Source organism: Streptomyces sp. NPDC049597 (genome assembly GCF_040675505.1).
GTDB lineage: Bacteria > Actinomycetota > Actinomycetes > Streptomycetales > Streptomycetaceae > Streptomyces.
The window spans coordinates 116,588-134,146 of sequence record NZ_JBFAOY010000021.1; the positions used below are offsets into that span (position 1 = coordinate 116,588).

General features: G+C 71.5%; 15 protein-coding genes. All 15 read right to left on the reverse strand.

What is annotated here, in order from left to right:
• Positions 1-10: 10 nt before the first annotated feature.
• The 15 genes from galE to AB0K02_RS23345 all read right to left on the reverse strand — a co-directional run bounded on the left by galE (position 11) and on the right by AB0K02_RS23345 (position 17,390).
• Positions 11-1,042 carry a UDP-glucose 4-epimerase GalE gene (galE, locus tag AB0K02_RS23275; protein ID WP_365994424.1) on the reverse strand — a complete coding sequence of 344 codons (1,032 nt, stop codon included), beginning with the start codon at positions 1,040-1,042 and terminating at the stop codon, positions 11-13.
• A gap of 56 nt (positions 1,043-1,098) precedes the next feature.
• Positions 1,099-2,922 carry a glycosyltransferase family 2 protein gene (locus AB0K02_RS23280; RefSeq protein WP_365994441.1) on the reverse strand — a complete coding sequence of 608 codons (1,824 nt, stop codon included), beginning with the start codon at positions 2,920-2,922 and terminating at the stop codon, positions 1,099-1,101.
• Between the two features lie 327 nt (positions 2,923-3,249).
• Positions 3,250-3,483 (reverse strand): cyclophilin-like fold protein, encoded by a 234-nt coding sequence (locus tag AB0K02_RS23285; RefSeq protein WP_365994425.1) that lies wholly within the window; start codon positions 3,481-3,483, stop codon positions 3,250-3,252.
• Positions 3,484-3,490: 7 nt separating this feature from the next.
• Complete coding sequence (locus AB0K02_RS23290; protein ID WP_365994426.1) at positions 3,491-3,772, reverse strand: hypothetical protein; 282 nt, start codon at positions 3,770-3,772, stop codon at positions 3,491-3,493.
• A 126-nt stretch (positions 3,773-3,898) separates the two neighbouring features.
• Positions 3,899-6,022 (reverse strand): PQQ-dependent sugar dehydrogenase, encoded by a 2,124-nt coding sequence (locus AB0K02_RS23295; RefSeq protein WP_365994427.1) that lies wholly within the window; start codon positions 6,020-6,022, stop codon positions 3,899-3,901.
• 259 nt (positions 6,023-6,281) lie between these two features.
• Positions 6,282-7,445, reverse strand: a complete 1,164-nt coding sequence (locus AB0K02_RS23300; protein WP_365994428.1) for a sugar phosphate isomerase/epimerase family protein — start codon at positions 7,443-7,445, stop codon at positions 6,282-6,284.
• Between the two features lie 53 nt (positions 7,446-7,498).
• Positions 7,499-8,887 carry a nucleotide pyrophosphatase/phosphodiesterase family protein gene (locus tag AB0K02_RS23305; RefSeq protein WP_365994429.1) on the reverse strand — a complete coding sequence of 463 codons (1,389 nt, stop codon included), beginning with the start codon at positions 8,885-8,887 and terminating at the stop codon, positions 7,499-7,501.
• A complete protein-coding gene (eboE, locus tag AB0K02_RS23310) occupies positions 8,884-10,053 on the reverse strand; it encodes a metabolite traffic protein EboE (protein WP_365994430.1) in 1,170 nt (389 codons plus the stop codon). Before eboE ends, AB0K02_RS23305 begins: the two co-directional genes overlap by 4 nt.
• A 9-nt stretch (positions 10,054-10,062) precedes the next feature.
• Complete coding sequence (locus AB0K02_RS23315; RefSeq protein WP_365994431.1) at positions 10,063-10,911, reverse strand: TatD family hydrolase; 849 nt, start codon at positions 10,909-10,911, stop codon at positions 10,063-10,065.
• A complete protein-coding gene (locus AB0K02_RS23320; RefSeq protein WP_365994432.1) occupies positions 10,911-11,549 on the reverse strand; it encodes an EboA domain-containing protein in 639 nt (212 codons plus the stop codon). The genes AB0K02_RS23315 and AB0K02_RS23320 overlap by 1 nt, the downstream gene beginning before the upstream one ends.
• A complete protein-coding gene (locus tag AB0K02_RS23325; protein ID WP_365994433.1) occupies positions 11,546-12,415 on the reverse strand; it encodes a sugar phosphate isomerase/epimerase family protein in 870 nt (289 codons plus the stop codon). The genes AB0K02_RS23320 and AB0K02_RS23325 overlap by 4 nt, the downstream gene beginning before the upstream one ends.
• Positions 12,412-13,395, reverse strand: coding sequence for an SCO3242 family prenyltransferase (locus AB0K02_RS23330; RefSeq protein WP_365994442.1), 984 nt, complete (start codon positions 13,393-13,395; stop codon positions 12,412-12,414). Before AB0K02_RS23330 ends, AB0K02_RS23325 begins: the two co-directional genes overlap by 4 nt.
• A 119-nt stretch (positions 13,396-13,514) precedes the next feature.
• Positions 13,515-14,633, reverse strand: coding sequence for an inositol-3-phosphate synthase (locus AB0K02_RS23335; protein WP_365994434.1), 1,119 nt, complete (start codon positions 14,631-14,633; stop codon positions 13,515-13,517).
• 500 nt (positions 14,634-15,133) lie between these two features.
• On the reverse strand, positions 15,134-16,141 hold the full coding sequence (locus AB0K02_RS23340; protein WP_365994435.1) for a sugar phosphate isomerase/epimerase family protein: 1,008 nt from the start codon (positions 16,139-16,141) through the stop codon (positions 15,134-15,136).
• Between the two features lie 31 nt (positions 16,142-16,172).
• Positions 16,173-17,390 (reverse strand): Gfo/Idh/MocA family oxidoreductase, encoded by a 1,218-nt coding sequence (locus tag AB0K02_RS23345; RefSeq protein ID WP_365994436.1) that lies wholly within the window; start codon positions 17,388-17,390, stop codon positions 16,173-16,175.
• Between the last annotated feature and the right edge of the window lie 169 nt (positions 17,391-17,559).

Sequence of the window (17,559 nt, forward strand, 5' to 3'; positions counted from 1 at the left end):
CCCGTGGGCTTCAGCCCACCGCGTAGCCGGCCGGGTTGAGCTGCTGGAAGCGCCAGGCGTCGCGGCACATCGCGGCGAGATCCCGGGTCGCGCGCCAGCCCCATTCCCGGGTCACCGCGCTGGGATCCGCGACCAGTTCCGTGACGTCGCCCGGGCGCCGGTCCACGACCTCGTACGGGATGGTCTTCCCGGACTCCTCGCCGAACGCGGCCAGGAGTTCCAGGACCGACGTGCCGGAGCCGACGCCCAGGTTGAACACCCGCAGGCCCGTGCTGTCGCCGAGGTGCTCCAGGGCGGTGCGGTGGGCCTCCGCCACATCCATGACATGGATGTAGTCGCGGATGCCCGTGCCGTCCGCGGTGGCGTAGTCGTTGCCGAACACCCTGAGCCGCTCGCGCCGGCCGGCGGCGACCTGGGCCAGGTACGGCATCAGGTTGTCCGGCTCCCCGGGAGGGGCTTCTCCCAGCATTCCGCTGGGGTGCGCTCCCACGGGGTTGAAGTAGCGCAGGGACAGCACGGTGTAGTCCGGGCGGCGACGGCACACATCGGCGAGCATTTGTTCGCAGGTCCATTTGGAGGCCGCATAGGGGTTGCTGGGCCGGGCCGGGTCCTGCTCGGTCAGCGGGCTCGTGTCGGCCTCCCCGTATATGGAGCAGGACGAGGAGAACACCAGTCGGTGCACCCCGTGCTCATGCATGGTCGCCAGCAGCGCTGTGGTCCCACCCACATTGACGTCGTAGTACTCGACGGGCAGACGTACGGATTCCCCGACGGCCTTCTTCGCGGCGAAGTGCACCACCGCGTCCACGTGGTGGCGGTCGAACACCGCCGACAGAGCGTGCCGGTCGCGCACGTCGACTTCGTAGACGGCATCCAGGAAGCGGCCCGCCAGGCGCTGGATCCGCGAGACGACCTGTGGCGAACTGTTGGAGAAATCGTCGACGACGACGACCTCGTAGCCGTGGTCGAGCAGGTCGACGCAGGTGTGGCTGCCGATGAAACCGGTGGCACCGGTCACCATGATCGTTGAGGGGTTCGTCATGGCTCTCTCTCCTTCGAAGGGGCGCGGGGCCGACGTCGTGTGGATGTCTCAGCGCCTCACCAGCCGAGGACCGCTCTCAGATACGGCGGGTAGACCCGTACGGCGAAGGCGAGCGGAAGCAGGACCGCGACACCGGTCACGATCGGCAGCCGAGCGGTCGCCAGGGCCGAGCGGAGGGGCGTGCCCGCCGCTCGGGACGTCTCCAGCACGTGCAGCAACGGCACCGCGACCGCGACCGTGGCGTGGGCGGACGCACCGAGGAGACACAGGAAGACGTAGCCCGCCTGAGGACCGGTCATCTCACCGAAGATGGCAACGGCCGACAGCATCACGGCGATCAGGGCGAACGGAGCGACCACCCGGGTGAGCAGCGGCTCGCATCCGTTGCGGACCTTGGGGGTGACTTTGAAGACGACCGGCCGTGGCCGCACCTTCTGCAGTATCGCCGTGAGCACTCCCCAGGCGACGAAGGGCCAGCGCGCGAGGGCGAACAGCCAGCCCTCCCAGCTCAGAACGGGGGCCGCGGACGGGCGCAGAAGCCCGCGCCGCCGCATCAGCAGCAGTGTCGTGAGCAGGCAGGCGCTCAACGGCCAGAAGTGGAACAGGAAGTCGATGAGGCTGACATTGATCCACGGCAGCCCGGCGGCCACCGCGATCGGCGAGAGCAGGAGGCCGCCGCCGATCGTCAGCGCGAGCAGGGGGTAGAACCAGAGCGCGTACGCGAAGCGCAGTCGCAGCAGGGCCGGGAGCCGTCCGAGATGCCGCGGGAGCAGACCCAGAAGCATGGTGGTGAGGCTGCGTGACCACTGGAACTCCTGGGTGACCATGTCCGCGAACGTGAGCGGTCCCTCGCCGTGCGCCTCGGCGTCGATGGCGAAGGCTCCGTGCCATCCGGCCGAGTGGAGCAGGAACGTGGTGGAGAAGTCCTCCGCCAGCTCCGGGCCGATGCCCCCTATGTCGCGCAGGGCCCGCGTCCGTACGGCATAGTGCGAGCCGATGCACATCGGAGCAAGCCTGTTGGCATGTCCGAGTTGGCAGGGGCCGTGGTACGGCGCCTCTCGGTGCATCCTTCCGCGCGCCGCCCAGGAACCCGCGGCATTGGAGTCGCACACACTCGGTGCGGCCACATAGCCGATCGCGGGATCGGCGAACGGGCGGACCATTTCCGCGAGATACGTCGGGCTCGGCACATGGTCGCAGTCGAGCTGGGCCACCACGGCGTACTGCCGATAGCCCCAGTGGTCGTAGAAGTAGGCGAGGTTGCCTTCCTTGCACTTGGTGCGACGTGGCCAGGCCGCCCGGTGGTACGCGGCGACTCCGCGTCGGCAGGAGACGCGCACACCGTTGTCACGGCACCAGTCGAGGGTCTCCGGCGTCGGGTCCTCGTCGCAGAGCCAGACGTCATAGGGGTGAGGGAACTTCTGCCTGAGCATGGCCCGCAGCGTGCGGCGTGCTGTGGTCCACTCCTCCGACGGAGCGTGGGTCACCACGAACGCCACCGGGGTGCGCGGAATCTCCAACGAGGGCGCGACCCGGCGCAGGCGGCCGACCGCGATGAGGAAGTAGCACGGGAGGGAGGTGAGGTACAGCAGGAGCACGCTGTTGACGATCAGCCCGGCCCAGCCGATGCGGTGCTCCGGTTGCAGCCACCACATCCAGAACCAGACGAAGCACAGGCCCCAGGCGATGGTCAGTGCGGCGACGAGCAGCCTGTCACGGATGCCGAGGACGGGAGCGAAGGTGTCACGGTTCGGCACGCGGGAGCGGGCGGGGTGGGCGAACACCGGCCCGTCGCTCGTGATCCGCACAACGTTGCGACGCGAGAGCCGCCGCAATTGCGCCTCGAGAGCCGCTTGCTCCCGGTCGCCGGCAGCAACCATGCGGTCGGTGCCGCCGTCGGCCTCAGATGCGAATCGCTCCATGACACACGTCCTGAAGATCGTGCGGGAACGGCAGGGATGAGCCGTATCCTGTCGACGTATGTTTACGCCGTATACGTACATTTTGCGCCGGTGTGCGCAGGGGGTCAAGGAGCAAGCGCGGACCAACCGGAAACGATCTGCATCCCGAGGCGAGGCCGGTGCGCACTCGGCTCGGGGCGCGGGTGCGCAATGCGGGTCGGGCGCGGGTCCGCGGGCCGGGGACGGCGGCCCTGCGGTGGGCTGAGGGAGGGCTCAGCGGCGTGACTGCCGCGTGCGTACCTCGCGTCAGGAGGCGGCTTCCATGGTGATCTTTTCGGCGGTGGCGAGCCGCTCGGTGCCGCCGTCGGCGATCTGGCCGAGGACGATCAGGCCGGTGTCGGGGGCGGCGCCGCCGTCACGGTAGAAGATCGCCAGGTTGCCCCAGGGGGCGTAGTAGATCAGGTCACCGGCCTTGGCCGCGGCTGCCGCCCGCAGCGGCCTGCCCCGGCGACGGCACGAGGGGAGCGGGAAGGGCCGCAACGGCCCGTCAAGCCTCCATGACCGCGTCGCACTGGGCGCAGACGAGCCCGGCGTACGCCGGCGGGTACCAGGAGGTACGCGCAGGCTCCGAGGGCTTGCGTTCGGCCGGGTCCATGGCGAACGTGTCCTTGCCGCAGAGCGTGCGGGGTCCCGGCGTGGTGGAGGTTCCGGGGGCCGCGTGGGCCGCGTGCACGCGGCGGACGGTACGGCCCTCACCCGGCGCCCCGTCGGGCACGGAGCGCGCGGTGGGCGGCTGATCGAGCTCATACATCACGAAGATCTCGCTCATGCCCTGACAGTAAGGCGCAAGTCCCTGCCGCTCCGGCCGCCGCGCTGCCCCTGCTCGCCCTCGTCACCCGCGACGGGGCGCCACCCCCGTGGATGGCGCCCCGCCGCCGTGGTCTCGCCGTGCCCGTCAGCCGGCCGGCGTCAGGGCGACCTCAGCGCTGCCCGAGAGGGACGGCAGGCCGTCCGGGGGCGTGTCCTTGTAGGTGGCGTTGAAGACGGCCTTCAGGTTGTCCGCACCGGCGTGACCGCCGTCCACGAACGTCTTGAACGATCCGGAGCAGCCGTTGCTCGACGACAGCGGGTGTCCGTGCGAGTCGTGGCCGAGGATGAACGAGACGGTGACCTTCGAGCAGTCCACCGGCTGGTCGTCGGTGACGGTGACCTTCCAGGTGACCGTGTCACCCCAGTGGAACGCCGTGCCGCCGTGCGGAGCCGGGTCGGTGGTGAGGGAGACGACCGGCGCCTTGTTGCCGACGACGACCGGGACCGAGACGGAGGCCGAGCGTCCGGTGCTGTCCGTGACCTTCAGCGTGGCGTCGAAGACGGCGTTCCGTGTGAACGTGTGCTTCGGATTGGCTTCCGTGGAGTCCACGGTGCCGTCGGCGTCGAAGTCCCAGGCGTAGCTGAGCGCGTCGCCGTCGGCGTCCTTCGTGCCCGAGCTGGAGAACTGGACCGTCAGGGGGCTGGTGCCGTTGGTCACGTCCGCGGCGGCCTTGGGCTCCGGGGTGCGGTTGCCGCGCGTGAAGTCGATGCGCGCGAGCTGGGCCTCGGGCAGCTCCGCGAAGTACCCGGTGCCGTACTCCAGGACGTAGAGCGCGCCGTCCGGGCCGAACTCGGCGTCGATCGGGCCGTCCGTCCTGATCGAGGGGATCGCGTCCTCGATCTTCTCGACCTCGTTCTGCTTGTCGAGGGTGATGGCCTTCATCTGGTCGCGGGTCCACTCGTAGAAGAGCGGCTTGCCGTCGAAGTACTCGGGCCAGCGGTTCTCGGCGGCGTTGCGCCGGTCGTAGCGGTAGGCCGGGCCGCCCATCGGGCCGATGCCGCCCGTGCCGAGCTCCGGGAACTTCTCGGAGGCGCCGTAGCCGTAGACGATCTCGGCGTCCGTGACCGGCGGCAGCTCGCTCAGGCCGGTGTTGTGGCGTGAGTCGTTGACCGGCTTGGCGCAGTCGAAGGTGCCGCTCGACTTGCCGGTGGCGAAGTCGTAGTCGTGGTACGGCTGGTCCTTTGTCACGCAGAACGGCCAGCCGTAGTTGGCGGGGCGGTCGATGACCATCCAGCGGCCCTGGCCGGCGGGTCCGCGGTCGGGGTTCGCCCTGCCCGCGTCGGGCGAGTAGTCGCCGACGTAGACCTCGCCGGTCCTGTCGTCCACCCCGAAGCGGAACGGGTTGCGCAGACCCATGGCGTAGATCTCGGGGCGGGTCTTCGGCGTGCCCGGCGCGAACAGGTTGCCGTCCGGGACCACGTAGCCGCCGTCGTGCTTGACCTTGATGCGCAGGACCTTGCCGCGCAGGTCGTTGCTGTTGCCCGAGGTGCGCCGCGCGTCGTAGACCGGGTTGCGGTCGGGGCGGTCGTCGATCGGGCTGTAGCCGTCCGAGGCGAACGGGTTGGAGTCGTCACCGGTCGACAGGAACAGGTTGCCCTTGTGGTCGAAGTCGATCTTGCCGCCGACGTGGCAGCAGATGCCGCGGTCGGCCGGGACGTCGAGGATCTTCTGCTCGCTGCCGAAGTCGAGCTTGTTGCCCGTGAGCTTGAACCGTGACAGCCGGGTGAGGCCCTTGTACGTGGCGAATTCCCCGGGCGTCCCGAACTGCGGCGCGTCGCCTTCGTTGACGCCCGGTGTGGCCGGGTTGTCCATGGGGGTGTCGAGGCGGGGCGAGTAGTAGAGGTAGACCCAGTGGTTCCTGCTGAAGTCGGGGTCGACGGCTATGCCTTGGACGCCCTCCTCGTCGTGCTGGTAGAGCCCGGCGGGGCTCTTCTTCATGTCGGCGGCAAGGAAGTTCACGCCGCTCTTCGGGTCGTGGATCCGTATCTCTCCCGTGCGCGCCGTGTGCAGCACACGCAGGTCGGGCAGGACCGAGAGGGCCATGGGCTCGCCCGGGCGGTCGTTGAGGGTCACCTTCTGGAAGGCCGACGGGGCCGGCGGTGCCGGGTCCGGGGTGGTGGCGAGGACCGGGGAGGCGGGCAGGAACCCGACGGCCCCGGCCAGGGCCGCCGCAGCCCCGACGAGGGTGACCATCCGTCTGTTGCGCACTCAGAACTCCTTTTGCTTCGGTTCGGCAGCCGCAAGAGCAGGGGCGAATGCCCCCTTCAGCCGCTGCTGCGGGGGTGAAAAGCCGTACGGGGAAAGCCGGTGGGAGGCCCGGTCAGGCCGTTCGGCAGTCGTTGTGCCGGCGCCTCGCCGCACGCCGTCGGTTACGGGACGGTGCGTTCTTCACGGGCGTTCTCAGGCATGACCGGGGGGCCCGCCCGGCGCAGAGGCGCCGGGCGGCGGGGTTGCGGGTGACGCCGGGTCAGCGGCGGGCGCGCAGGGCCGCGAGGTTGTCGTAGCCGATCCGGGCGTAGTCCAGCGACTGGCCGGGAACGGTCGCGCTCGGCGCGGTGTCCTGCTCGACCATCGGGTTGTGGTAGTTCTTCGCGCCCACCCGGGTGAAGAACCTCCGGTAGTCGATGTCGCCCGTGCCGAACGGCACCATGTCGTAGCCCCAGCCGCTCTGGGTGTTGACCACGCCGTCCTTCGCGTGGAAGAGCGGGAAACGATTGGTGTTGCGGACCACGAGGCCGGCCGGGTCGAAGACCTGCTCACGCTGGGAGCCGTCGTGGGCGGTGTACGTGTGGAACTTGTACTGGGCCACGTGTGCCCAGAAGACGTCCAGCTCCAGGTAGACGCTCGACGGGTCGGTCACCTCCAGGAAGTACTCCAGCTTGCGGATGCCGGAGCTGCGGGTCGGGCGGCCCTGGGCGTCGAGGGGGCCGCCGTCGAGCAGGAAGTTGTAGGCGCTGTCGTGGTTGTGGGTGTAGAGCTTGACGCCTTCGCGGCAGGCGATGGTGCCCAGGGTGTTCCACTTCTCCGCGGCGATGTCCCAGTCGGCGCGGTAGGAGCTGCCGGTGGGGTCTCCCCCGGTGCCCATGTGCTCCATGCCGAGGATGTTGGCGATCTCCAGGCTTCGCTTGAACGTGTCCAGGTCGGACGGCGTCAGCGGCCAGGAGCTCGGGATGAAGCCGTGGCTGCCCTGCGCCCGCAGGCCGTACTCGTCGAGCCACGACCGCAGCAGCTTCGCGCCCTCGACGGTCTCCAGGTTCGCGCCGCCGGGCGCGTTCGCGTGCTGGCGGTAGCCGGCGAACTCCACCTGCCGGTAGCCGAAGCGCGACAGCTGCTGGAAGACCTCACGGAAACCCGAGGGCAGGTTCGAGGCCAGCGGGTCGCGGCCCACCGCGTCACGGACGGTGTAGAGGATCAGTCCGCGCTTGTGCGGCGGGACCAGTGCGGAGCGGCCCTCGTCATCGGCGACGGCTGGTGCCCCGTCCTGCGCCAGCGCCGGCGCCGCGCCGAAGGCCGGGGCGGCGATCGCCGCGGCAGCGGCGGCGGTGCAGGTGCTGAGGAAACGGCGGCGGCTGACGCCGAGCGTGCGGCGCAGCGCGTCGCCGGTGACGGCTTCTTCGTTGAACGCGGTCACAGTGGTTCTCGCTTTCGTTGTCACGGGGGTGCGGGTGCGTGACGGCGGCCGCCTCAGGAGAGGCCGGCGAGCCGCAGCAGCAGGGACTTGACGTCGGTGGCCGCGGTGCGGCCGGACAGGGCGCGGGGGGTGGAGCAGAGGATGAGCGGACCTTCTTCGTCGCTCGCGGGAAGGCGGCCGTGGCTGCCGCGGACGGGTGAGGGATCGAGGGGCACGACAGCGAGGCGGTAGCGCATGCCGAGCTTCTTGCGCGCCACGGCGGTGGCCGCCTTGAGCCGCACGTACGGGTCCTGGGGATCCATGAACAGCTCGACGGGGTCGTAGCCCGGTTTGCGGTGGATCTCGACGAGCTGCGCGAAGTCGGGGGCGCGGGCGTCGTCGAGCCAGTAGTAGTACGTGAACCAGGCGTCCGGTTCGGCGACGGCGACCAGTTCCCCCGAGCGGGGGTGGTCGAGGCCGGCTGCCTTCTTCCCCTCGTCGTCGAGGATCTCGTCGACGCCGGGCAGGTCCTGGAGGGCTTCGCGGGTGATCTCGAGGTCCTCGGGCCGGCGGACGTAGACGTGGGCGAGCTGGTGGTCGGCCACGGCGAAGGCGCGGGACGCCATCGGGTCGAGGTACTCCATGCCGTCCTGGGTGTGGACCTCGAGGAGTCCGGCGCGGCGCAGGGCGCGGTTGATGTCGACCGGTCGGCTGACGCGGGTGATCCCGTACTCCGACAGGGCGACGACCGAGCGGCCTTCGGTGCGGGCGTCGTCGAGCAGCGGGCCGATGACGGCGTCGAGTTCGGCGGCGGCCCGGTGGGAACGGGGGTCGTCGGGACCGTAGCGCTGGAGGTCGTAGTCGAGGTGGGGCAGGTAGCACAGGGTCAGGTCGGGGTGGCGGGTGCGCATGATGTGGCGGGTGGCGTCCGCGATCCATTGGCTGGAGACGATGTCGGCGCCCGGTCCCCAGAAGTGGAAGAGGGGAAAGGTGCCGAACTTCTCGGTGAGTTCGTCGTGCAGGGCCGGCGGCCGGGTGTAGCAGTCGGGTTCCTTGCGGCCGTCGGCGTAGTAGACGGGTCGGGGGGTGACGGTGATGTCGGTGTCGGCGCCCATGGCGTACCACCAGCAGATGTTGGCCACGGTGTAGCCGGGGTGGACGCGGCGGGCGGCGTCCCAGATCCTGTCGCCGGAGACGAGGCCGTTGTGCTGACGCCACAGCAGGACGTCGCCGAGCTCGCGGAAGTACCAGCCGTTGCCGACGATGCCGTGTTCAGCGGGAAGGGTGCCGGTGAGAAAGGTGGACTGTGCGGCGCAGGTCACGGCCGGCAGCACGGTGGACAGGTTCGCCTGCGAGCCGGAGGCCGCCAACGCCTTGAGTCGGGGCATGTGGTCGAGGAGCTTCGGGGTCAGACCGACGACGTCGAGCACCAGAAGCGGGCGGGGGCGGCGGGTGTCGTTCATGGCAGCTCCTTCAGGCCGAGGCCGGTCAGCAGGTCGCGGGCCAGGGTGAGTTCGGCGGCGATGCCGTCGGCGAGCTGGGTGCGGTTGCGGGGCCGCAGCTCGGGCGGGAGGGCCTGCCAGGTGTAGGTCTCGACCTCCAGGTGACGGGTACGGGGCTCCGCGCCTCCCACGAGCCGCGTCAGGGCGTCCTGGAGCACGGGGAGAGTGGAGGCGAGCGGCGGGGCGGGCGGAGCGTGCAGGGGGACGTGGAAGTGGGCGCGCCACGGTGCGCCGTCGGGCAGCACCTCGCCGGCCAGCGCCTCGCCGAGATCGTCGGTGCCGCGCGGTCCGGCGGCCGTGAGCGTGCGGGTCTGGTGCAGGAAGCGCGGTTCGGCGAAGGCGGCGAGCGCGTCGCGTACCTCGGGCAAGTGGGGGTGTTCGGCGTGCAGTGCGGCTGACAGCTGGGCCTTGGGGATGCCGACACCGGCCGCGTCGAGCGCGGCGAGCGCCGTCTGCGGGTCCTCGAAGGAGGTGGCGAGATGGCAGGTGTCGAGGCATACGCCGATACGGTCGCCGGGCAGGGCGGTGAGCGGTCCGATCGCGTCGGCGGTGGTCTCCACCGTGCAGCCGGGCTCCGGTTCGAGGGCGATGCGGATCGACTTGCCGGTCAGCTCCTCCAGCGCGTCGAGCCGCTCCACCAGGGTGGTCAGCGCCGCTCGGGCCGTGCCGGCGGCGCGCTCGTCGAAGCCGGTGCGCCAGGCGAGCGGGAGGGTGGAGACGGTCCCCTCGGTGACGTCGTCGGGCAGGAGCGCCGTCAGGAGCCGGGCCAGGTCGGTGGTGTGCGCGAGGCGGTCGGGGTCGGTCCAGTCCGGCTTGTACACGCGGTACTTGACCTCTTCCGCGCCGAAGCCCTCGTAGGGGAAGCCGTTGAGCGTGACGACTTCGAGGCCGCGGCGTTCCAGCTCCGACTGCAGCCCGCGCAGTGCCGCCGGGTCGCTGGTCAGGGCGTGGGCGGCGTCCTTGGCGAGCCACAGGCCGATGCCCAGCCGGTCGCGTCCCAGGCGCTTGCGCACCGGCTCGCAGTGGTCACGGAGCTGGGTGACGACGCCGTCGAGGGTCTCGGCGGGGTGGACGTTGGTGCAGTAGGAGAGGTGGACGACGGAGCCGTCGGGGTGCCGAAAACGCAACGCTCCTCCTCATTCCCCGCCGCGGAGGACGGAGTTGCCCTCGTGCAGGCTCCCCGGCTCGGGGACGTCGAGCTGGAGCCGGCCGCTGAGGCCGTAGAAGGCGACCGGGTTGCGCCACAGGACCTGGTCCACGTCGTCCTCGGTGAAGCCCGCGGCGAGCATCGCCTCGGCGACCTTGCGGGTCTTGAGCGGGTCGCTCCTGCCCCAGTCGGCGGCGGAGTTGACGAGGACCTTCTCTGTTCCGTACGTCCGCAGGATCTTCACCATGCGGTCCTCGTCCATCTTGGTGTCCGGGTAGACGGAGAAGCCGAGCCAGCAGCCGCTGTCGATCGCGTGCTCGACGGTCGTCTCGTTGAGGTGGTCGAGCAGGACCCGCTCGGTGGGGAGGTTCGACTCGCGCACGACGTCGACGGTGCGGTGGAGTCCGGCGAGCTTGTCCCGGTGCGGAGTGTGGACGAGGGCGGGCAGGCCGTGGTCGGCGGCCAGTTGGAGCTGGGCGGCCAGCGCGGTGTCCTCGGCCGGTGTCATCGAGTCGTAGCCGATCTCGCCGACGGCGACGACACCGTCCTTGACGAGATACCGGGGCAGGGCGTCGAGGACGGGCGTGCAGCGTGGGTCGTTGGCCTCCTTGGGGTTGAGGGCGATGGTGCAGTGGTGCGCGATGCCGTACTGGGCGGCGCGGAAGGGTTCCCAGCCGAGGAGCGCGTCGAAGTAGTCGAAGAAGCTGGCCGGCGAGGTGCGCGGCTGGCCCAGCCAGAACGACGGTTCGACGACGGCGCGCACACCGGAGGCGTACATCGCCTCGTAGTCGTCGGTGGTGCGCGACGTCATGTGGATGTGCGGGTCGAAGATTCGCATCACAGCTCCTCGGGCTTTTCGCCGGTCAGGGTGAGCACGCGGTCGAGGTCGTGGGGGACGTCGCGGCCGGCGGCGGTGCGCTCGGCGGCGTAGTCGGTGAGCATGCGGGCGAGTTCGGCGTCACCGGCGGCGCGTACCGCCAGATCCGCGACCGCGTCGAGGGGCACGCCGGTGAACAGGCACTTCAGGACCGCGTGGCGCCATGCGTGGGCGTCGAGGTGGGTGGCGGCGTAGGGGCCGACAGCGGCGGAGACGAGACGTGTGTCGTTGGTGCGCAGGGCGTCGTCGAGGAGGTGCACGGCGTGCGGGCCGTCGACCAGGGCCGGCAGCGCATGGAGCACGGCACGGCGCTCGGCGGCGCTGCCCTGCTGGTAGATCCTGGTCAGCGTGTCGAGCCCCGGCCGGGCCTCGACCAGCAGAAGCGCACGCACCGCGTCCGCGTTGTCCTGGCCGCAGTGCCGGCCGGCGGCGGCGAAACGCAGCTCCCAGCTGTGCGCGGTGTAGGGAGAGGGCGCTGCCGGCGGTGTCCGCGCTGCGCGCGCGGCGTCGGCCAGCGCGTCGTCGAGCCAGGCGCGTGCGCTGTCGTCGGCCAGCCGGGCGCCGACGGCCTCGCGGGTCCAGGAGTGTGGTCGTGTCACGATGCCGGTGCTCCTTCCGTGGCTGCGGCACGCAGGAACTCGACGGAGGCGCGGGCCAGTTCGGGGCCCGCGTGGGAGTGACGGGGCAGCTCGACGACGGTGAGGCCCTGGTAGCCGGTGGCGGCGAGGGCCTCCAGCACGGGCGGGAAGTCGATCTCGCCGTCACCGAACGGCAGATGCTCGTGCACCCCGCGGCGCATGTCCTCGATCTGCACGTGCCGCAGCCAGGGCGCGGCCGCGAGGACGCACTCGGCGGGCGGGGCCGGTTCCAGGCACTGGCAGTGGCCTATGTCGAGGGTCAGGCCGAGAGGAGTGGGATTGCCGAGGGCGGTGCGCAGGTGGTGGAAGTCGTCGAGAGTGGCGAGGAGGTGTCCCGGTTCGGGCTCGATCGCGATCGGCACGCCGGCGACGGCGGCGGCGTCGAGCACCGGCAGGAGCGCCTCCTCCGCACGCTTCCATGCGGTGTCGGGGTCGGTGCCGGGTGGGGTGATGCCGCTGAAGCAGTGCACCGCGTGCGCCCCGAGGTCCGCCGCGACCCTGACCGCCGTGATCAGCAGCCGGGTGCGGGCGGCGCGGTCCTCCGGGTCCGGGTCGAGCAGCGACGGACCGTGCTTGCGGCGCGGGTCGAGCACGTAGCGGGCTCCGGTCTCGACGGTCGCGGTGAGGCCGAGTTCGCCGAGCCTGTGGGCGACCTGGGCGGTACGGGCGGCGAGGTCGGGGGCGAGCGGGTCCAGGTGCATGTGGTCGAGCGTGAGCCCGACGCCGTCGTAGCCCAGGTCGGCGAGCAGGCCGAGGGCGTCGTCGAGACGGAGGTCGGTGAGCCCGTTGGTGCCGTAACCGAGGCGGAGTTGCTGCTGATGGCTCATGTGGGGCTCACCTTCCGTGCGAGCGTGCGGGCGAGGGGGACGAGCCCCATCACGGCGATCCCAGTGACTCCGGCCCCGGACCGGGCGGCGAGGGCGGCCTGGAGCGGGATCATGGCGCGGATCCCGCCTCCGACGGCGCGCTGCGTGAGCGGCGGGGACGGGTTGAGGGCGGCGTGCAGGCAGGGGACGGCGGCCGTACGGACGTACGCGGCGGCCAGCAGCGCCGGGACGAGCCCTGCCGGAACACGTCCTGCCGGAACACGTCCTGCCGTCGCGCGTCTCTGTGCCACGGGCCCTGCCGTCGCGCGTTCCGTTGCCACCAGCGCTCCGAGCGCGGTCGTCGCACCGAGCGCGGCGAGAGGGTTGAGCGTCGAACCGCCGTGCGCCTCGGTCCGCGACACTGCGGTGACGGCGTAGGTGTGGGCGGCGAGCGCGGCGGCTGGGGCCGCGACACGGAGGGCGTTCCCCGAATCCTGCCGCCGACGGGCCGCCGGGGGCTGCGGGCCCCGTCCCCGGGCGGACGTCGTCGCGGCGGGCGCGGCGGTCGTCGCCGTCGCGCCCAGCAGGAGGTCCAGGGCGCGGGCCGCGGCCATCGCCGCCGGCGCTGCGGGGGTGTGCTTCAGCCGGAGATCGTACGCCCAGACCGTCGCGGTCAGGGCCGTGGCCACCGCGAGGGCCGGGCGGCCTGCGCGGGCGGCGAGTGTCAGGCCCGCCGCGGTCAGGAGCCCGGCCGCGCCCAGCGCCGCGGTCGGGGAGATGCGGCCGGAGGGAAGAGGGCGGTGGGGGCGGTCGACGGCGTCCTCGTCGCGGTCGGCCCAGTCGTTGAGGGCCATGCCCGCTTCGTAGAGGCAGAGCGAGGCACCCATGGCGTACGCCGTGCCCCGGTTGGGGCGCAGGCCGGTGGCGGCGCCGCCGGCGAGGGCGTCGCCGGGCACGGTGAACAGCGCGGAGACACGCAGCAGTTCGGCCCAGTCCCGCAACCGCGCGCGACGCCCGCGCGCCGTCGGCGCACCCTCGGCGCCCCGGCCGTTCCCGGGCCGGGCGGGCTTCGGGGGGTGCGCCTGCGCGAGGGGGGCGATGCGGGACAGGAGGGAGCGGATCACTTCGCCTCCCGCAGGCGGTCGGCGAACGACAGCAGCGCGGTGAACTGCTCCGAGAGGCCCGACGGGCCGGCGTCCGGGTCCTTGAAGTAGAAGCCGAGTTCGGGCAGGGGCCCCGAGATGCCGGCCTCGTGGGCGCGGGCGACGAGCCGGGCCAGGTCGAGGACCAGGGGTGCGGCGAGGGCGGAGTCGCAGCCCTGCCAGATGGTCTGCAGGACCATGCGGGAGCCGAGGAAGCCCTCGAAGGCGATGTGGTCCCAGGCGGTCTTCCAGTCGCCGAGTGCGGGGACGTCGTCGATGTGGACCTCCCCCTGAGGTGTGTGCCCCAGGGTGTCGGCGAGGACCCGCTCCTTGCCCGCGTTCTTCGCCGCGGCCGCGGCCGGGTCGGCGAGGGCCGCTCCGTCTCCGCCGCCCAGCAGGTTCGTGCCGGACCAGGCCCGCACGTCCAGGGCGCGCTGGACGAACATCGGGGCGAGCACGGAGCGCAGGAGGGTCTGGCCGGTCTTGCCGTCGCGGCCGGCGTGGGGAAGTCCACTGGCCGCGGCGGCGTCGGTGAGGGCGGCGGTGCGCAGCCCGGTGGACGGCGTGAAGTTGACGTACGGGCAGCCGGCTCGCAGGGCGGCGGCCGCGTAGAGGGAGCTGGGCGGCAGCCGCACCGCGTCGGGCGCGGGCAGCGGCTCGGTGGAGGAGAGGTTGACGACGACCACCCGTGCCAGTGCGTTGCGGGTGCGGAACGAGACGAGGTCGGCGGCGAAGTCCGCGATGAGTTCCTCGTCGGTGCGGGTGTCGCCGGGCAACGGGCCGCCGGGGCGTATCTCCTCGTCGGCGGCGTCGAGTTCGGCACGCACGGCGGCTACGAGACCGTGCGGCAGCACACCGGCCGCGGTGAGGTGTTCGGCCCGCTTGGGCAGCGGGCAGTGCGCGGTGTCGTGGCCGCCGAAGACGAGCTGGTCCAGGGAGGGAAGTCCCGTACCGGCGAAGGCCGGTGTCTCGGTGACCATGCCGGTCGCCGGATGGAGTCCGGCGCCGACCCCCGCGCATCCGGCCACGGCTGTGGTGGCCACGGAGCCACGTGCTCCGACGAACCAGACTCCGGTGCGTGCATTCCCGTCAGTCACGGGGCTGCCTCCCTGCCATGTCGGTGTTGCGATGTGGTGGAGGACGGTGGGCGGGGCGTTCGGCGCCTTCGCGCCCGCTGTCGGTACAGCCGCGGCCCTGGGCTCGGCTGGGAGGGCGGCGCCGTGGCCGGCGCGGTGCCGGCGAGCGAGCCGGCGTCGCGTGGGCCGCTGGCGGGACGGCCGCCGGCGAGAGGGCCACGGGCAAGAGGGCCGCTGGTGCGACGTGCCCGAGCTGTGCGGGTCCTTGGCCCTGTTCTGTGCACGATGTCCTCCGGTGAGTCCAGTGGAACGAGCGGTGAACTGTGCGATCGGAACGCGCCGTGACTCCTGCACCACCTATGTCGTGTGCACGAGATGGGACCGTAGCGGGGTTCGTCCTGTACCGAAAGGCTTTGTGCAGAGAAGAAGTTCAACTTTTCACCAGCACAGGACAAAGGTGGTTCAGGGCGTGCCGGACCGGCCCGGTGGCGTTCTCACCACCGGGCTGTGACCTGGCAGTTCTACTGGTCGCCGCCCGAGAAGGCGGCGTCGAACGAGGCGCTGGGCGGGTCGAAGTCGAACTGCTTGAGATGGGCAAGCGCTTGTGGCGCGCCGGTCAGCCGGTCCATTCCTGCGTCTTCCCACTCGACCGATACGGGCCCGTCGTAGCCGATGGACCGCAGCATCCGGAACACGTCCTCCCAGGGCACGTCGCCGTGTCCGGCGGAGACGAAGTCCCAGCCGCGGCGCGGGTCGCCCCACGGCAGATGGGAGCCCACCCGCCCGTTGCGCCCGTCCAGGCGCTTGCGGGCCTCCTTGCAGTCGACGTGGTAGATCCGGTCCCGGAAGTCGTAGAGGAAGCCGACGGGATCCAGGTCCTGCCAGACGAAGTGGCTGGGGTCGAAATTGAGCCCGAAGGCCGGCCGGTTGCCGACCGCCTCCAGGGCGCGGTGCGTGGTCCAGTAGTCGTAGGCGATCTCGCTGGGGTGGACCTCGTGGGCGAAGCGGACGCCCTCGGTGTCGAAGACGTCGAGGATCGGGTTCCAGCGTTCGGCGAAGTCCTCGTAGCCGCGCTCGATCATCCGCTCCGGCACGGGCGGGAACATCGCCACCAGGTGCCAGATGGAGGAGCCGGTGAAGCCGACGACCGTGTCGACGCCGAAGGCGGCCGCGGCGCGCGCGGTGTCCTTGATCTCGGCCGCGGCCCGCTGCCGTACGCCCTCCGGTTCCCCGTCGCCCCAGATGCGGGCCGGCAGGATGCCCTGGTGCCGTTCGTCGATGGGGTTGTCGCAGACGGCCTGGCCGACCAGATGGTTGGAGATCGCCCAGCAGCTGAGGCCGTACTTCTCCAGCAGCGCGTGCCGGCCGTCCAGGTAGGACGGATCGGCGAGGGCCTTGTCGACCTCGAAGTGGTCGCCCCAGCAGGCGAGTTCGAGGCCGTCGTAGCCGAAGTCACGGGCCAGCCGGCAGACCTCCTCCAGCGGCAGATCGGCCCACTGACCGGTGAACAGTGTGAACGGGCGTGGCATGAAGCCTCCAAACCGGATTCCTGCCGGGTCCTCAGCGGACCTCGGCGTGCAGTGCCTGGACGGGGGTGTAGACGGCGTTCTTCTGGGCGCTCTCCTCCACGGCGGCGAGCACCCGCTGCACCTGCAGCCCGTCGGCGAACGACGGAGCCGGGTCGGTGCCGGACGCGATCGCCTCCACCAGGTCGCGGGCCTGGTGGGTGAAGGTGTGCTCGTAACCGAGCGCGTGGCCCGGCGGCCACCACGCCTCCAGATAGGGGTGGTCGGCCTCGGTGACGAGGATGCGGCGGAAGCCCGCGGTGACAGCCGGCTCGCGGTGGTCGTGGAAGGACAGCTCGTTCAGCCGCTCCAGGTCGAAGGCGAGCGAACCGAGCTCCCCGTTGACCTCCAGACGCAGGGCGTTCTTGCGCCCCGACGCCATCCGGGACGCCTCGAACGTCGCCAGCGCCCCCGAGGCGAGACGCCCGGTGAACACGGCCGCGTCGTCGACCGTGACCGGCCCCCGTTCCACGCCGCCCGACGCGGTAAGACCCGCTGACGCCCCCCTCAGCACCGGCCGTTCCCGGACGAACGTCTCCAGCTGCGCCGAAACCCCGACCAGCGGCTCCCCCGCCAGGTACTGGGCCAGGTCGACGATGTGCGCGCCGAGGTCGCCGAGCGCCCCCGACCCCGCGTGCTCGCGCGCCAGTCGCCAGGTCAGCGGGAAGTCGGGGTCGACCAGCCAGTCCTGCAGGTAGGTCACCCGGACATGGCGCAGGGCGCCGAGCCGGCCGTCGGCGATCAGCCGGCGCGCGTACGTGAGAGCGGGCAAACGCCGGTAGTTGAAGCCGACCATCGCCACCTGCCCGCGCGCGCGGGCCGCTTCGGCCGCCGAGGCCATGGCCTCGGCCTCGGCCACCGAATTGGCCAGCGGCTTCTCGCACAGGACGTGCTTGCCCGCCTCCAGCGCCGCGATCGCGATCTCCGCATGGCTGTCCCCCGGGGTGCAGATGTCGACCAGCTGCACGTCGTCGCGGGCGACAAGGGCACGCCAGTCGGTCTCCGCCGCCGCCCAGCCGTGACGGTCGGCCGCGGCACGCACCGCGCCCGCGTCCCGGCCGGCGATCGCGGCGAGGACCGGCCGCAGCGGCAGGTCGAACACGCGGCTCACATTGCGCCACCCCTGCGAGTGCGCCGCGCCCATGAACGCGTATCCGACCATGCCCACGCCGAGAGCCGGCGGCGCGGCTGCGTCACTGTCCCTCTGTTCCATACGGTTCCTCCTCGTCGGAGTATCACTGAGTCATCGGTGTGCTTGCGGGATGCCAGGGGACCCCTGGGCCCGGACCGGTCAGTTGAAGCCGGTGGGCAGGTACTCGTCGACGTTGTCCTTGGTGACGACGGCCGAGTAGAGCGTCAGGGAGGCCGGGATCTCCAGCTCG